Origin of the sequence: Paraburkholderia sprentiae WSM5005, from assembly GCF_001865575.2 — a bacterium.
GTDB lineage: Bacteria > Pseudomonadota > Gammaproteobacteria > Burkholderiales > Burkholderiaceae > Paraburkholderia > Paraburkholderia sprentiae.
Genome location: NZ_CP017563.2, coordinates 494,725 through 511,200 on the forward strand (window position 1 = coordinate 494,725; position 16,476 = coordinate 511,200).

The 16,476-nt window shown below is 62.8% G+C and carries 15 protein-coding genes; 8 read left to right on the plus strand and 7 right to left on the minus strand.

The genetic code is table 11. The annotated features are described in order from the left end of the window. Positions 1 to 213: 213 nt before the first annotated feature. Complete coding sequence (locus BJG93_RS30830) at positions 214 to 1,644, minus strand: ISNCY family transposase (RefSeq protein ID WP_027194256.1); 1,431 nt, start codon at positions 1,642 to 1,644, stop codon at positions 214 to 216. Between the two features lie 322 nt (positions 1,645 to 1,966). Between BJG93_RS30830 and BJG93_RS30835 the strand changes: the two genes are divergently transcribed. After that, a complete protein-coding gene (locus BJG93_RS30835) occupies positions 1,967 to 3,100 on the plus strand; it encodes a substrate-binding domain-containing protein (protein ID WP_027194257.1) in 1,134 nt (377 codons plus the stop codon). Continuing rightward, positions 3,097 to 5,919: an ATP-binding protein gene (locus BJG93_RS30840; protein ID WP_027194258.1), complete on the plus strand. Its 2,823-nt coding sequence runs from the start codon at positions 3,097 to 3,099 to the stop codon at positions 5,917 to 5,919. The genes BJG93_RS30835 and BJG93_RS30840 overlap by 4 nt, the downstream gene beginning before the upstream one ends. A gap of 31 nt (positions 5,920 to 5,950) precedes the next feature. Here BJG93_RS30840 and BJG93_RS30845 read toward each other — a convergent pair whose 3' ends face one another. From BJG93_RS30845 to BJG93_RS30860, 4 genes are all read right to left on the minus strand, one after another. Beyond that, positions 5,951 to 6,583, minus strand: coding sequence for a response regulator (locus BJG93_RS30845; protein ID WP_027194259.1), 633 nt, complete (start codon positions 6,581 to 6,583; stop codon positions 5,951 to 5,953). Then, entirely contained in the window at positions 6,580 to 8,205 is a 1,626-nt protein-coding gene (locus BJG93_RS30850) for a response regulator (RefSeq protein ID WP_027194260.1), read from the minus strand. The genes BJG93_RS30845 and BJG93_RS30850 overlap by 4 nt, the downstream gene beginning before the upstream one ends. Then, on the minus strand, positions 8,205 to 8,387 hold the full coding sequence (locus BJG93_RS30855) for a hypothetical protein (protein ID WP_027194261.1): 183 nt from the start codon (positions 8,385 to 8,387) through the stop codon (positions 8,205 to 8,207). The genes BJG93_RS30850 and BJG93_RS30855 overlap by 1 nt, the downstream gene beginning before the upstream one ends. Before the next feature lie 131 nt (positions 8,388 to 8,518). After that, complete coding sequence (locus BJG93_RS30860) at positions 8,519 to 8,839, minus strand: hypothetical protein (protein WP_027194262.1); 321 nt, start codon at positions 8,837 to 8,839, stop codon at positions 8,519 to 8,521. 305 nt (positions 8,840 to 9,144) lie between these two features. On the opposite strand from BJG93_RS30860, the gene BJG93_RS30865 reads away from it, so the two are divergent. Both BJG93_RS30865 and BJG93_RS30870 read left to right on the plus strand, forming a co-directional pair. Beyond that, on the plus strand, positions 9,145 to 9,390 hold the full coding sequence (locus BJG93_RS30865; protein WP_027194263.1) for a hypothetical protein: 246 nt from the start codon (positions 9,145 to 9,147) through the stop codon (positions 9,388 to 9,390). A 27-nt stretch (positions 9,391 to 9,417) separates the two neighbouring features. Beyond that, a complete protein-coding gene (locus BJG93_RS30870; RefSeq protein WP_027194264.1) occupies positions 9,418 to 9,627 on the plus strand; it encodes a hypothetical protein in 210 nt (69 codons plus the stop codon). Between the two features lie 23 nt (positions 9,628 to 9,650). On the opposite strand, the gene BJG93_RS30875 is transcribed toward BJG93_RS30870, so the two are convergent. Continuing rightward, on the minus strand, positions 9,651 to 9,848 hold the full coding sequence (locus BJG93_RS30875; protein WP_027194265.1) for a hypothetical protein: 198 nt from the start codon (positions 9,846 to 9,848) through the stop codon (positions 9,651 to 9,653). A 304-nt stretch (positions 9,849 to 10,152) separates the two neighbouring features. Between BJG93_RS30875 and BJG93_RS30880 the strand changes: the two genes are divergently transcribed. Together BJG93_RS30880 and BJG93_RS30885 are read left to right on the plus strand one after the other, a co-directional pair. Continuing rightward, positions 10,153 to 10,371, plus strand: coding sequence for a hypothetical protein (locus tag BJG93_RS30880; RefSeq protein ID WP_027194266.1), 219 nt, complete (start codon positions 10,153 to 10,155; stop codon positions 10,369 to 10,371). A 154-nt stretch (positions 10,372 to 10,525) separates the two neighbouring features. Beyond that, positions 10,526 to 13,294: a UPF0182 family membrane protein gene (locus BJG93_RS30885; RefSeq protein WP_027194267.1), complete on the plus strand. Its 2,769-nt coding sequence runs from the start codon at positions 10,526 to 10,528 to the stop codon at positions 13,292 to 13,294. 16 nt (positions 13,295 to 13,310) lie between these two features. On the opposite strand, the gene BJG93_RS30890 is transcribed toward BJG93_RS30885, so the two are convergent. Then, positions 13,311 to 14,087, minus strand: a complete 777-nt coding sequence (locus BJG93_RS30890) for a maleate cis-trans isomerase family protein (RefSeq protein WP_027194268.1) — start codon at positions 14,085 to 14,087, stop codon at positions 13,311 to 13,313. A 263-nt stretch (positions 14,088 to 14,350) separates the two neighbouring features. On the opposite strand from BJG93_RS30890, the gene BJG93_RS30895 reads away from it, so the two are divergent. Together BJG93_RS30895 and BJG93_RS30900 are read left to right on the plus strand one after the other, a co-directional pair. After that, complete coding sequence (locus BJG93_RS30895) at positions 14,351 to 15,550, plus strand: branched-chain amino acid ABC transporter substrate-binding protein (RefSeq protein WP_027194269.1); 1,200 nt, start codon at positions 14,351 to 14,353, stop codon at positions 15,548 to 15,550. Between the two features lie 25 nt (positions 15,551 to 15,575). Next, entirely contained in the window at positions 15,576 to 16,475 is a 900-nt protein-coding gene (locus BJG93_RS30900) for a branched-chain amino acid ABC transporter permease (protein WP_027194270.1), read from the plus strand. The last annotated feature ends 1 nt before the right edge of the window (position 16,476 follow it).

The window sequence follows — 16,476 nt, forward strand, 5'->3', positions numbered from 1 at the left end:
GAATGGTCGGCCAAAACGGTGATCACCGACATCGTTTTATAAAGCTTGGATCAAAAAGCTCTGACACGAAGTGTCGAGGCCATTTCAAGATGTCGCTGCGGCAGCCAAATAGAAATGTCGTGTTTTTAAGCGTTAAAGGGGTTGTCTCTAAAGGGTTACAGTTCACGCGGTGTTGAAGGACAGTGCCTGAAAAAGCAGGGCGCTTACGTCCGTTCAGACAGCACGTGCAGACCGACGGCCAGGTTTTCTGGATGATTTGGGCTGCCTGCGTTGCGCCAGATCCACGACCACTTCGTTGATGTCGGTCTGAGTGAATTCGCGCTGCTTCTTCGTGCCCGACAGCTGCTTCGGCTTGCGCACCGCCTGACCCTGATTCGTTCGGGAAGGGGAGCCGGAGATGCGCCGGTTGTCGCGCTGCGCCTGCAGCGCCTGGGCGACCTGCAGCGCGTGACTGAGTCTCTTGTGCTCAATCACCGCGCCCTGATCGACGTCAGCCAGCTTGTCGTACAGCCTGCAGGACAGAACCCTGTCATCGGCGCGGATCTCGATGCGTCCGTCCGGGTACTCCCACACGTCGATGTACCGGTGGATCAGCTCGCGGGTCGCCGGCGTGTCATCCAGCAGGTACATCACCCGGTCGTACTGCACCGTCAGCGACTTCGATACGCGACGCGTCTCGCGCCAGGTCAGCAGCAGGTCCAGACTCTCGTCAGCGCGCAGCGGCCGGTGCGCATTGAAGTCGCTCTTCGGCGGTTTCGCGAAGCGCACGTTATACGCTGCAATGAAGGCGGGCGCATAGGCGTTGGCGTCGACGATCGTGCTGATGCCTCGCAGTCTCAACTCCTTCACAAGGCGGTCCTGCAGCGTCAGGTGCGCGCGCTCGACACGTCCCTTGGCCGGGCTGCTGTTCGCGCAGAACGTATCGATGTTCAGTTCGTACATTGCGCGGCCGAAGTGCGTCACGCTGCGACCAGTCTTGCTGGCTGCCGTGCTGCGAAACACGCTGGCTTTATCGCTGTACAGCGCGACCGGCTTGCCATGATGCTCGATATACGCGCGCGTCGCCTCGAAGTAACTGAAGGTCGATTCATTCGCCGTGAAATGCAGGCGCATCAGCCGGCTCGTCGCGTCGTCGACGTACACCAGCAGCGTGCACGCCGGCGCGCGTTCCTCGAACCAGCGATGATCGCTGCCATCGATCTGGATCAGCTCACCCAGGCATGCGCGCCGCGCACGCGGCTGGTAGACCTTCGGTGGACGCTGCCGGCGCGGTATCCACAGGCCCGTGTCCGTCATCAGCCGTCTGACCGTTTCCCTGGCCAGGCGAATGCCGTGGCACTCGTACAGCTTCTCGCAGGCCAGCGTCGGGCCAAAGTCGGCGTAGCGCTCACGGATGATCGCCAGCGCCCGCTGGGCCAGATTCTCGTCCAGACGCCGGTTACCCTGGCGGCCACGCTTGCGCGAGGCCAGTCCAGCCGCGCCCGATTCCTGGTATCGGATCACCAGACGCTCGATCTGCCGCACAGTCAGACCCAGCCGTTCAGCCGCGCGTCCGGGCTTCAGCCCCATGTCCACCACAGCCTGGATCACCTTCAACCGGTCGAGTTCGCGCATGTTCAATGTCACCAGTGTGGCTGGATGCATCGCCGGCTCCGTAGTCCCACGAGGAACCGGCAAGCATACCGAGGTCCAAACACGACATTTCTAAATGGCTAGAACACGACATTTCTATAAAGCTACTACACGAAGTTTGTTGATAATTTATCTTATGTCAAATACCACACAGCACGGTGACCCGTCGCCCGCTTATCGTTACGTCGCCAAGCCATCGCTTCGGTGCTAACCGCCGGTGCCTGACCAATGACAATCTGGCACCGCGGTGTAATATCTTGGTCACAAGGTCCTCCGTGAGCGGCGCTTGGTTTACGACCACCAATCGACCTCGATGGAGCCCATGGGGAACAGCATGAGGGGCTTCCTTCTGGCATTGGCATGCGGGTGTGTGCTGTCGGTCGTCACGATGCAGGATCTGTTGCCTGCCCCCGCGCCCGTAGCCCCGGTCGGCGGCAAAGACTTCCTTGCCGAGGCGAAGCGAGTGGTCGATGCCGCCACGCGACCCGCCGCACCCTGGAGCGGGCCGCGCAGCGGGCCGCGCGCGCAATCCGGGAAACGCATCGCCGTCGTCGCCGAGGATTTGCGCAACGGCGGCATCCTCGGTGTGGTCGACGGCGTGCTGGAGGCGGCCAAGGTCGTGGGCTGGAGCGTGAAGATATTCGACTCCGGCGGCGCGGCTGACCTGCGGCTGAAGATGCTTGCGAATGCGCTGGCAAGCCGCCCCGACGGTCTGATCATCGCGGGCGGCGACGCACACGCCCTGCTGCCGGGTTTGCGGCCTTTTGCCGAGCGAAGCATTCCGATCGTCGGCTGGCATGTCGCGATTCAGCCCGGACCAGTGCCAGGTACACCCGTCGCGATGAACGTGTCCACGGATCCGCTCCAGGTCGCGCGGGTGACCGCGCTGGCGGCCATCGTGCAGTCCGGCGGGCATGCGGGCGTCGTCATCTTCACCGACAACAGTTTCCGGATTGCACAGGAGAAGGCCGATACGATGGCTGCCATCGTGCGCGCGTGCAGCGGCTGCACCCTGCTCGAAGTGCGCGACGTGGCGATTTCGCACAGCCAGCAACTCATGCCCGGCACCACGCGCGCCCTGCTCGCGCACTACGGCTCGCGCTGGACCTGTGCACTGGCGATCAACGACATCTACTTTGACTATGCCGTCCCGGTGCTAACCCAGGCGGGAATGCCGAACGCTGCAATGATCATGCTGTCGGCCGGCGACGGCAGCGAGTCTGCCTTCCTGCGCATCCGCACGGGCACGTTCCAGACGGGCACCGTGGCCGACCCCCTGAATCTGCACGGATGGCAGATGGTCGACGAAATGAACCGGCTCTTCGCCGGGGAACGCGTCACGGGTTACGTGAGCCCGGTGCATCTCGTGACGGCGGACAACATCGCCGCGGACGGCGGCGATCGTCTACTCTACGACCCTAACAACGGCTATCGCGACATCTACCGTCGGATCTGGCAACGCCCGTGAAACTCCCGCTCCCACAGTCCCTCACCGCGCAGTTCGCGCTCGTGGTTTCCTGCCTCGCCGCATTGGTGGTCATGGTCGGTGCCACGACCATCTACTCGTTGGCCGGTTCGGCCCACTCTATCCGCCAGCTGGCCGACGAGCGGCTCGCCCGCCTCGCGGATGCGCAGGATCTGGCGCAGCATACGCTGGCGATCGAACGCCTCGCGCTGCAGTTGTCTCGTGACGATACGGTCGAGGCCGTGCGTGAGACGCATCGGCATGTGCTTGAACAGCTGGCATCCTTCGACAGCCTGGTGGACCGCCTCGCCTCCGCGACCGCAACTGACGAGCCAGGTGTCGACGCGCTGGCGCTATATCGTTCGAGCCAGCGCTTTCGCAACATCGTCAACATCGAGGCGCAGGTGCGTGAGACCGCGCTCGGTGAGCGAGCTGCGCCGGCGTCCGCGCAACGATCAGGCGTGTCGTTGGCCAACCTCGACGACGATCTGCGCCGCGCGGCCGATGGCCTCGCTGTCGCGGCTCACCAGCAGTCGGACTATTTGACGCGCGACTACCGCGAAGCAGTCCAGCATCTAGCCGAGCAGGCCGATCGCACCCGCAAATGGGTGGGCGGCGGAGTCGTGGTGAGCCTGCTGCTCGCCTGGCTGATCGCCCGCGAATTCCTGGGGCGCCATGTCGTGACGCGGCTGCGCCGGGTCAGCCACTTCCTGCGGCACGGCGATGCCGGGAATATGCAGGCAGCGGTCCCCGTGCAAGGCGGCGACGAGATTGCCGACATGGCGCGCGCGGTCGAGCAGTTCCTCGAAGACCGGCGCCAGCGCCGCCAGGCCGAGGATGCACTGAAGGAGCTCAACGCCGAACTCGAGGCGCGTGTCGCGCAGCGCACGGCCGAACTCAGTGCGGCGCTGGCGGGCCAGGCGGCCGAGATCGTCGAACGCCAACATGCCGAAGAAGCGGTCAGGGAGAGCGAGAACTTCCTGAACAACATCATCGAAAACATGCCGGACACGGTCTTCGTCAAAGACGCGTCGACGCAGCACTTCGTGCGCCTGAACAAGGCCGCAGAGCAACTGCTCGGCTACCGGCGGGAGGAACTCATCGGCCGGTCGGTTCACGACCTGTTTCCCGCGGGCGAGGCTGAATTCTTCGCGCTGAAGGATCGTGCCGTGCTGGACTCGCGACAGATGATCGACGTGCCGGAGGAGCCGGTTCATACCCGTTATGGGCTGCGCGTCGTTCACACGATGAAGATTCCGATCCTCGATATGCGCGGCGAGCCGCAGTTCCTGCTCGGAATCTCGCGCGACATTACCGAGCACAAGCGTGCCGAAGAGGAATTGCGGCGCTATCGCGAGCACCTGGAAGACATGATCCGCGAACGAACGGCGCAACTGGCCGTTGCCAAGGACCATGCGGATGCGGCCAACCAGGCCAAAAGCGACTTTCTCGCGCACATGAGCCACGAACTGCGCACGCCGCTCAACGGGATTCTCGGCTACGCGCAAATCCTCAGACGCGACAAGAGCCTCGATCAACGACAGATCGACGGGCTCACCGTCATCCAGCGCAGCGGCGAACATCTGCTTACGCTCATTGACGACATCCTCGATATGGCCAAAATCGAGGCCGGCAGAATGGAACTCAATCTCTCCGACGTTCCGCTCGAACGGTTCGTCTACTTCATCGCCGAGACGATTCGGGTGAAGGCAACGGAAAAGGGCCTGGCCTTCGCTTGCGAGATGGCGCCCGACCTGCCCGCGGCGGTGCTGGTGGACGAACTACGGCTGCGCCAGGTGCTGCTCAACCTGCTCTCCAATGCAATCAGATTTACCGACGTGGGGAGCGTGCGTCTTAGCGTCGGGTTCACGCCGTCCGCGCGACTGCGTTTCGAAGTGCACGACACCGGCATCGGCATAGACGAAGCGCGCCTGGACGCGATTTTCAGGCCTTTCGAGCAAGTGAGCGACGCCCGCCACCGGTTGGGCGGCACGGGGCTCGGCCTGCCCATCAGCCGCCAACTCGTGCGTCTGATGGGAGGCGAGATTCATGTCGAGAGCCGGCGCGACGCTGGCAGCGTCTTCTCGTTCGAACTGAGCGTCAAGGTGGTGGCGCCCCCGGCGGCTGCGCCGGCGTCCGAACGGCTCGTCAGCGGCTACGAGGGGCCGCGCAAGACTGTGCTAGTCGTGGATGACGTAGCGGAGAACCGTGCGTTGATGGTGGATATGCTCGAGCCGCTCGGATTCGTCATCGCGGAGGCCGCGAATGGATCAGAAGCACTGGAAAAAGCCAGGGCTCTGCATCCTGCGCTCGTCTTGATGGATGTCATCATGCCCGGGATGGACGGGCTGGAAGCCACGCGTCGCCTGCGCCAGATGCCCGAGTTCCGGGAGTTGCCGATCGTCGCGGTTTCCGCAGGCGCCTCGGGAACCGACGCGGCGCAAAGTCTGGCGGCAGGCGCGAACGCCTTTCTCGCCAAACCGATCGACTTCACTGGGTTATTAACGCAGGTCGCGGCTCTGCTGAATGTCGAGTGGAACGACGACGCGACGGAGGCAGGACCGGGGCAAACGGCTGTTACCGCTGCTGCCCCTTTCACAGGGACCCTGATCGCACCGCCGCCGCCGGAAATCGCAGCGTTGCACCACTTGGCGCGGCTTGGCGACATGCGTGCCATCGTGCAGTACGCCGCGCACGTGACCGAGCTCGACGAGCGCTATCGTCCTTTCGCGGACCACCTGTGCAGGCTGGCGAAGGGATACCGGTCCAAGGCAGTCCTCAGCTTCGTCGAGCAATATCTGGAAAGGAGGCAAGCTCGATGATCGTATTGCATTGCAGCGGGCACATGGGCTTCTACTCGATCACCAACCCGTGCCGGATCGCGTAGCGGATCACCTCGGCATTGTTTGAAAGCCCCAGTTTCTGCATCAGTCGCATCTTGTGTGTACTGATCGTTTTAGCGCTGAGCGCGCATGCGTCGGCGATTTCGTTGATGGTCTTGCCCGCCGCTAGCATCTGCAGCACCTGGAATTCGCGGTCCGACAGCACTTCATGCGGCGGCACGTCGCCGCGCTGTGTTTCGAAGACCATCGCATCGACGAGCTTCGGATCGATGAAGCGGCCGCCGTCCATGAGCTTGCGGATCGCAGCGAGCAGCAGTTCCGGGTCGCTGTCCTTGGTCAGATAGCCGGTTGCACCCGCGCGCAAAGCGCGCGACGCGACCTGGGCTTCGTCGTGAATGCTCAGCACCAGCACGGGTAGCGAAGGCTGCTCGGCGCGCACACGCCGAATCAGGTCGACGCCGCTGATGCCGGGCATCGTCATGTCGAGCAGCAGCAGATCGACGGCGCATGAGCGCAGCTTGTCGACCACTTCCGAGCCTTGCGCCGCTTCGGCCGCTACGACGATATCGCTCGTGGTTGCGATGATCTGCCTGAGTCCGCCACGCACGATCGCATGATCGTCTGCGATGAGTATCCTGATCATGGTCGAGGTCCGTCATCGAGCGGAACGTTAATCGAAACCGTGGTGCCCGCACCCGGATCGCTGTCGATCGAAAGCGATCCGCCGATCATGCGCGCCCGCTCGTTCATGCCGAGCAGCCCGTATGAATAGTCGCGGCGCGCGCTCTGCAGATCGAAGCCGCGTCCGTCGTCGCGCACGTGCAGTTCGAGCCTCGCCGCCGTCGAAATCAGCATCACCTCCACGCGCGTCGCATCCGCGTGGCGCGCGACGTTCGTCAGCGACGCCTGCACGATGCGGAACACGGCCGTCGCATGGGGGTCCGACAGCACGGGCTCACCGCCTTCGATGCGCAACTCGCAGGCAATGGCATTGCGCCGGTTGAAGTCATCGACGAGCCATTCCAGCGCCGACACGATACCGAAGTTGAGCGCAGCCGGTCGCAAGTGGCTCGCGACATTGCGCACCATCGAGATCGTGCTCTCGACCAGTTCGCGCATGTCGTCGGCTTTCTTGGTTGCTTCCGGGTCGTCCGCGATCCGCATCTTGAGCAGCGACACGTCCATCTTGAGCGCGGTCAGCAACTGGCCAAGCTCGTCGTGAATCTCCATCGCGATTCGCTTTCTCTCCTCTTCGCGGATCGCTTCCATGTACGCGGACAGCTCACGTAGCTGCTCGCGCGACTCGACGAGTTCCTGTTCTGTCTGCTTGCGCCCCGTGATGTCGTTCAGGCCGACGTAAATCGCCGGGGCGTCGTCGTAGGTCGCCACGCGCGCTGTCGCCATCGCCCAGAACTGCGTTCCGTCGGCGCGCCGGAACTGCACCTCCCAATTACGCAGGCTGCCTTCGGTCTTCAGATGTCGAATCAGATGTTCGCGCTCGTCTCGATCGGCGTAGAAGTCCGCGATATTGGCCGACATGCCTTCGCTCATGCGGAAAAGTTCGCGCAGCGGCTCGTTCGTGTACAGGATGCGCCCCTCCGGCATCGACGTGATGCAGAGCGACACCGGACTCGATTCGACGATCGCGCGAAAGCGTGCCTCGCTTGCCTGCAGGCGCGCGTCCGCGCGCCGCCGCTCGTCGATCTGTGCCTGCAAGTTCGCGTTGGCGCGCTCCAGTTCTTCGGTGCGCAAAGCGACCCGCCGTTCGAGATCGTCGCGCGCTTGCGAGAGCGCAGCCTCCGTTTCCTTGCGCACGGCGACTTCCGCGAGCAGTCGCCGGTTTTGCGCGAGAACCTGCTTGTGCATCACGCGCAGTTCGAGGTGCACGCCAACCCGGGCCAGCATCTCGTCGACGCGCAACGGCTTGGTCACATAATCGACGCCGCCCGCCGAAAAGCCTTCGACCCGATCTTCGTTGGCCGTCAGGGAAGTCATGAATATGACGGCGATATCGCGGGTGCGCTCATCGTGCTTCAGGCGCCGACAGGTCTCGAAACCATCGATGCCCGGCATCTTCACGTCGAGCAGGATCACATCGGGCTGCGAGAAGGCCGCGCGCTCCAACGCTTCGATACCGTCGAGCGCCACCAGCACACGAATGCCGCGTGCCTCGAGACTGTCGACGACCACGCCGACATTTGCCGGCGTATCGTCGACGATCAGGATCGTTCCTCTATGCGCAACTGGAGCGGCGAGATGGCTCATCACGCGGTGTTCCTTTCGAGGTACCGCACAAGCCGTTGCGTAATCGCCTTCGACTGATGTTCCATCAGCATCAGCGCGATCGCGTAGCTAAACACGAGCACCGTCGCAGGCAGCCGCAGCACCGCGCTGCGCCGCACGTACCGAAGCCCGCCCCACCATGCGTCGAACCTGTCGAGAGCCATATCTCCCCGCGAGTGCCACGTTGTGGATGTCCTATTCTGCACTCGATGCCAAAGCCCGGTCTATCGCGCCCTCACAGCCGTTACGCGCTGCCTGCATGCTTTTCTGCGGTTTTGCCTGCGGTGCCCGTTCGCTATTCCGGCGCCTCGCCCACCGCCACCAGCCGGACCGCGCGCGCCGGATGCCCGATCAGCTCGTCGAGCAGATCCGCCATTTCACAGAGCGTCTGAAAGCCCGAACCGTCCATTTGATCCGCGTGATAGCGCCGCAGATCGTGCATCGTTTCGCCCAGGCGCCTGAGCGCGTCGGGGGTGCTGTCGACCAACGGCCAACAGTGCATCAGGTACGCAAGCGATGTCACGCTGCGCGTCTCGCACCAGGTATCGAACAGCCGCAGACAGATTGCGTTGATTTGCTCGACGATGTTCTCTCGCTCCGACAGATAGGCCATCATGTTGCATCGGTACCAATTGCGTTTCGATTCCACATCATCTGCCGGCAGAATGTCTGTCGCATTCAGCGCAAGCTGGAAAACCGGGGTGTGACATTCTGATTCGCGCGTCAGGAAATCCTTAACGGCATTCACGCAAAGCAGGCCCCGATGGGTGAAAACCCTTGTATGCCGTTGCATGCCGCTTCCGGTTCAGGAAATCCTGACGGCCGAAATCAGCGCTTCCTGATGTGACATTCCGCCGAAGCCGATTGGTCTCGCACACCGATCGCCATAGCATCGATTCATCGTGCATCGCGGGGAAAGTCATGGCGGGCGACAGATCGCTGCGTTCTCAGGTCGAAAAACTGATTGGCTCGACGTGTGGCCAAGCGGCGCGCGTGCGCCTGCTGGACCGCACCCGCTCGGGCGGCACCTGCCGCGTGTGCATTCAGATCGACCGGCCGACCGGGTCGTTTTCGCTTTTCTTCTTTCGCCATGCCGACCGCACGTGGCACGTGTTCCCGCCGGGCCAGCGCCGTCCGGCGATGGGGATAGGCCGCCAAGCGGCCTGATCGTTCAGCAAGCCGAGGGAGACGCCCATGCTCGATGATGCTTCAAACACACCGCCGCAATATGTGATCGAACTGCGCGCCTGGATCAGCGACTGGTATGACCATGCGTTCAAGGTCGGCTACGTCTACCCACCGTTCGCGCTCGATGCGGCGATTGCCGATCGGCTCGAAGGCTATTTCCAGGCGGGACTGACGCCAGCCGAAGGCGCGATTGCGTTCTTCGGCCTCGTGCACTGAGAGGCGCGAGCGATCCGCGCCGGTCAGCGTAACCGCGCAAACGCACGCAATACGGCGTCACCGCGCGGCGTCACGCGAGGAAACCGCAAGCCCGACCCCGCTGGCTCGTTCGCGATCAACTGCAGTTCGCGGAGCGCGCCAAGCTCCACCCGGTCCGAATCGATCCGTTCGGGCGCCTCCTTCACTAGTAACAACGTGGCCACTTCGTGCGGGCTCAACATGTTGTTTACCTCCGGCGGGAACGAAGAACGGGTAACCAGCGCCGGCCACGGCTGCATCGGCAGGACGCAGAGTGCGGCGCGGAGCGGGTCGGAAGGTTGCATCAGCCTAGTCGGAACGGATAGCCCAAATAGCTGGGGCCTTAGAGCAACCATTCTAACTTTCTTAACTCCGACTATCATTTCCATGCGCCAGGGAGTTTCCCCAATATGTGGGAAATGTATGTCTGTGCACGCGAGTGACTTGTCGGGCGCTTCGACTATGATGTTCTTCATCCGATGATGTTGACGATCCGCGAGAAAGGCGATGAAGCCAATCAGATTGCGAGTGCCATCCGACGAAGCGGCCGACCTGCTAGACGATTTGACTGCCTGGGCGAGCACCAGCGGCATTGACCCGGGGCTTTCCATGTTCAGTCAGTCCGGCACGACGTCGAACACGAGTTCGCCAATCCTCTATCACGTCTATGTGAGCGAAAGCTTCTTCGAGCAGTTCCCGGGGTGGCGCATGTTCATCGAGCACTAGCCTGCCCGCTCCGCTCTGCAAACTGAGCGACTCACTCGATGCCGTTGGACCAGCGGCGACGCGCAATGTCTGAGCGCGCAACCGCTGCGCGGTCTTTGAAAAAAGAACCGCGGCGTCGAGCACGCTGGACTGTCCCGTCAGCACAGGAGGGCCTATGCACTCGGGAGTGAAGTCCGGCGTGCGTCTGAGGCGTTACGCAATCACGGCAACGGCGATCATCGCCGGCTTGATTGTCGTCGGACGCATCACCGGCATCCTGGTCGACTGGCTGTGGTTCTCGTCGATCGGCTACCGTGGCGTTTTCTGGACCATCCTCTGCGCGAAAGCGCTGCTGTTTGCCGCCGTGTTCGCGGTCTCGGCGGGCACGATATGGCTCTCGGGAATCCTCGCGCATCGTTACGCGCAGCGCGTCGATGTCTTGCGGCCGGCAACACCCGGTCGCTCGGGTGCGACGGAAGTCACCGACGATCTGGCCGAACTGGTCGCGTCGCGCATTCCCTGGCGCGCCAGTATTGCCTGCGCGGCAATCATCTTTGGGCTGGTCATCGCCGCCAGCGTGATCGCTAACTGGGACGTCGCGCTTCGCTTCCTTTACCAGGTGCCTGTCGGCGAGCGCGATCCGATCTTTGGCAGGGACATCGGCTTTTATCTCTTCTCGCTGCCGGTGTATGTCGCGCTCAAGAACTGGCTGTTGTGGCTCGTCTTCTGCAGCGCGATCGTGACAGTTGCTGTCTACGGGTTGCGCGGCGACATCGCGCCGGAGCGGCCGCCACGGACACTCTCGGCCGCTGCGATCACGCATGGTTCGGCACTGCTTGGCTTGTTCTTTGCGGTAATGGCCTGGTCATGGTGGCTCGACCGCTTTTTGCTGCTCTATGGCAACAACGGCGTGGTAGTCGGCGCCAGTTATACCGATGTCCATGTTCAGGTGCCGATCCTGTGGATGCTTGCCGGGCTCGCCGCGGCATCATCCGTCGCCCTTTGGCTCAACATGCGCCGGCGCAGCTACCGGCTGCCTGCCGCCGTCGCGCTGCTGGTATCCGGTTGTGCGTTGGTATTCGGCGTGATCTATCCGCCGCTATTTCAGCGTTTCTATGTCAAACCGAGCGAACTGAAACTGGAAGCACCCTATATCGCGCACAACATCGCGTTGACGCGACAGGCTTACAACCTCGCACAAATCGCAGTCAAGCCGTTCGACGCCGAGCCGGGATTGACGCTCGACTTGCTGCGGGCCAATCGTGCGACGATCGACAACATCCGGTTATGGGATGTGCAACCGCTGATGGATACCTACGCGCAGTTGCAGGAGATCAGGACTTACTACAAATTTTTCTCGGTGGACATCGATCGCTACCAGCTCGACGCCGGGTATCGGCAGGTGATGCTGTCGGCGCGCGAACTGGAGCCGGCGATGCTGCCGCCCAACGCCCAGACCTGGGTGAACCTGCACCTTATCTTCACTCACGGTATCGGCGTCGTGATGTCGCCGGTCACCGAGAAATCCACCGAAGGCTTGCCCTCCTTCTATCTGCGGGACATTCCGCCCGTCGCCAATGGCGGTCCGGTCATTCGCGAACCGCGTCTTTATTTCGGCGAAGGCCGGCAGAACTATGTGATCGTGAAGGGCAACGTAGCCGAATTCGACTATCCGAAGGGCGCGGACAATGCCTACACCACGTACAGCGGGCGCGACGGCGTCGCCATTGGCGGTGCGGTGCGACGCAGTCTGTTCGCCTGGCAGCTCGGCGATCCCAACATCCTGCTGAGCGGTTATCTCACCGACCGCAGCCGCATCCTGCTTCACCGCAATATTCAGGAGCGTGTGCGTAGGATCGCGCCGTTTCTGACCCTCGACCATGATCCCTATGTCGTCGCCAGCGCGGGGCGTCTGTTCTGGATCCAGGACGCCTATACCGTCAGCCGGTGGTTTCCTTACTCCCGGCCCGGTTTCGGCGACAGCGACGGCGCGAATTACATCCGCAATGCCGTCAAGGTGGTGGTCGACGCGTACGACGGCAGCGTCGATTTCTACCTCAGCGATCCCGCCGATCCGCTCGTACGGACCTACGAGCGCATCTTCCCGGGTTTGTTCAAGCCTTTGGCCGCGATGCCGCCCGAGCTTCGGCAGCATGTCCGCTACCCCGAAGATCTGTTCCTGATCCAGGCGCAACTCTTCCGCGCCTATCACATGGATGCGCCGGAGGTCTTCTACAACCGCGAGGATCTGTGGCAGTTTCCCCGGGAGCTGGCCGGTATGGATGGCGAGAACACCGCCAGCACGATGCCGCCGTACTACACGATCATGCGACTGCCCGGCGACGCACGCGCCGAGTTCATCCTCATGCTGCCGATGGTGCCGAGCCAACGGGAGAACATGATCGCGTGGCTCGCGGCGCGTTGCGATCCAGCGGGGTACGGCAAGCTCATCGTCTACACGTTTCCGAAGGACAAACTGGTCTATGGACCGTTTCAGATCGAAGCGCGCATTCAGCAGAACACCGAGATATCGCAGCAGATCTCGCTATGGAACCAGATGGGCTCACGCGTCATTCGCGGTCATCTGGTGGTCGTGCCGATCGAGAATTCGCTGCTCTACGTCTCTCCGCTCTATTTGCGCGCGGCGTCCGGTCAGTTGCCGGAATTGAAGCGGGTGATCGCCGCCTATGGTGACCGCGTGGTGATGGAGGACAGCTTGGGCGATGCGCTGGCGGCGCTTTTCAAGCAGACCGCGCAAGCCGCATCGCCAGCCGGGGCCACGCCGAACGCGCCGAACGCGCGCGCCCGCGAGGCGCTTGCCCACTATGACCACGCGATCGAGCGGCTGAAGGCCGGAGACTGGAGCGGCTTCGGCACGGAACTGGATGCCCTGCGCCCGTTGCTCGAGGCGCTCGGCGCCGACCGTTCCGACGCCCGGAAGTGACCTGGGTGAAATGTCGTCACAGGGCAAACAGCCGCCCAAGATCGGGCTCGCGATCCCCGACGCCGGCGAGCCGCAACGCGTGCCAGGCCATTGCGTAGTTACTCGATATGACCGGCTTGCCGATCGCCGCCTCGAGTTGCGGAATCAATCCGGCAATGCGCAAGCTCGTGCACGAGACGAAAATCGCGTCCACGTCATCGTTGCGCGCGAGGCGCTCGACGCCAGTTCGCAACGACGCCGCATCGATCCGCGCCACTTCGTTATCGTTGGCATGCTCGAACGACGCCATGCGCGTAATCGGGTGGCCACGAGACTCGATGTAGTCGCGCATGTAATCGTTGATCGACCGCACATAGGGCGTCAGCAGGGCCGTGCGCTCAACGCTTAGTGCGCCAAGCGCCGCCAGCGCGGCGGTGATCGGGGTGGTGCTCGCGGCATCGGGACGCGCTTCGCGAATTCGCGCAAACACCTTGTCCTCGCCGATTACCATCGACGCGGACGTGCAGCCAAACGCCACCACATCGATCCGCTCGCCCGGGCGGATCAGCGCGACCGCCGGTGCAATGCGGTCCTCCATTTCCGCCAACCGTTCGGGCGTAATGTCCGCCGAGTTGTACACGCGGCTTTCGTAGAACGCCACGCCGTCCTGCGTCAGCAACCCCCGCCACTCATGCTCAATCGTATGATCGGTGGCGAGCACCACGAGGCCGATCGCGGCACGCCGGCAGATGCCGTCGTCCAGCGCGAATTCGAGCCTCGTGTACGCGTCGTCCTGCTGTTCAGTCGCACTCATTTCAGCGTCATCCTGTCATGTCGCGTTCGGCCTCGCGAGTATCTGCCGTCATTGCCTTTTAAAGGTAGAGGATTGCCGGCGCCTTGGTGCAACGATTTATACGCAAATACCCTATACGTCCCCACGCACACCGGCTCCTATCATGAAAGGAGCGCTTTTGATACCAGCGCGCGCAATCGCGCATTTCCGTCCGTTTTCTGATGTCACCGGGTATGTCCGTGTGGCGGATCGTCCGATCCCTTTCACAATAAGGAGTCACCAACATGATTGCTCAGAAGATTGGCTCGCCCGGTGCACAACGGGGCTTGCGGCACAAGACCGTCGCGGCCGTGGCGACGCTGGCCGTGCTTGCGGGCATCGTTCCGGGTTCGGCGCTAGGTCAGGGTGCCACCATCAAGATCGGCGTGCCGGTTCCGCTGTCGGGCAGCAGTGCCAATGCCGGCACGGACATCGTCAACGGCGCAAAGCTCGCCGCCGCCAGAATCAACGCGGCCGGAGGCGTACTCGGCAAGCAGATCGAACTGGTGCCCGAGGACGACGCCTGTGATGCGCAGACCGCGGTGCAGGCGGCACAGAAACTCGTCGATGCGGGCGTTGTCGCCGTAGCGGGCGGCTATTGCTCGAGCGCGGCGCTGCCGGAATCGAACACCTTTCATCGCGCCGGAATCCCCTACGTGCTGGATGCGTCGACCAATCCGCAACTGACCGAGATGGGGTACGACAACGTGTTCCGCACGATCGGCCGTGACGACCAGCAGGGCCCTTTCGCGGCAAGCTTCATGAAAGATGTGCTGCACGCGAAACGCGTGGCGGTGATCGACGACAACACGACCTATTCCAAAGGCCTCGCGCAGAACACCGTGCAAGCGCTGAAGAAGGACGGCGTCGATGTCGTCTACGCCAACTCGATCACGCCCGGCCAGATGGACTACTCACCGACGCTGACGCGGGTCGGCTCGCTGAAACCTGACGTGATCTACTACACCGGCTATTTCTCCGAAGCCGGTCTGATGGTCAAGGAGGCGCGGCAACTGGGCCTAAAAATGACCTTCATGGGCGGCGACGCCACCAACGATCCGACGCTGATGAAGACGGCCGGCCCCGCGGCCGACGGCATGATCGTCACGACCGCACCGCTCGCACAGTTTTTGAGCGGCGCGCACGCGTACGTCGACGACTATACGAAAGCCTATGGGCAAGCGCCGGGGCCGTACTCGGTCTATGAATACGATGCTGTCGGAGTCACGGCGAAAGCCATCGCGGATGCAAAATCGACACAGCCCGCCGCGATCACCGCTGCTCTGCACAAGATCTCGAACTACCCGGGCGCGACCGGAACCATCGCCTTCAATGCGAAGGGGGACCGCAGTAAAGCGGTATACATCACCATCATCGTGCACAACGACAACTTCGAGCCCTATCAGCGGCAGGATGCGAACGGACATTGGGTAGCGATGAAATAGGCGTCATTGCGCGCGCAGCCCCGTCATGAGCGACTTCTTCCAGTTCGTCATCGAAGGACTGACGACCGGCTCGTTCTATGCGCTCGTCGCCCTCGGCTACACGATGGTCTACGGCATCATCCGGCTGATCAACTTCGCTCATGGCGACCTGTTCATGGTCGGCGCGTTCATCGGCTGGACCGGCCTGATGGTGCTGGCGTCCGCGCATCTGCCGCTTGCGCTGGCGCTCCTGATCGCGCTGCTCGCCGCGATGACGGTCACCGGCGCGCTCGGCCTCCTGATCGAGCGGCTCGCGTATCAGCCGTTGCTGCGCGCGCCGCGGCTGTCGATTCTGATCACCGCGCTAGGCGTGTCGCTGGCGCTGCAAAATGGCGTGCTGCTGATCTACGGCGCGGGCTTTCGCACCTATCCGCATGTGTTGAGCCAGGCGGGATTCGAACTCTATGGCGTGCAGATCACCTTCGCGCAGATCGGTATTATCGTCGCGAGCCTCGCGCTGATGCTGGCACTGTATTTCTTCGTTCACCATACTTTCCTGGGCACCGCGATGCGCGCGCTGGCGATCGATCAGGACGCCGCGCGCCTGATGGGCATCGACGTCGAGCGCCTGATCCAGCTGACCTTCCTGCTGGGCTCCGTGCTCGCCGCCGTGGCGGGCGTCATGGAGGGGCTTTATTACACGCAGATCAACTTCTTCATGGGCTTCGTGCTGGGCCTGCGCGCATTCACCGCCGCGGTGCTCGGCGGCATCGGCAACATTCCGGGCGCGATGGCGGGCGGCATATTGATCGGCCTGCTCGAGGCCTTCGGCGCCGGCTATGTGTCGTCGCAGTGGACCGACGTGTTCGTCTTCGGCGTGCTGATCGGCGTGCTCGTGATCAAGCCGACCGGGCTGTTCGGCGAACGCGTCGTCGAGAGAATGTAAG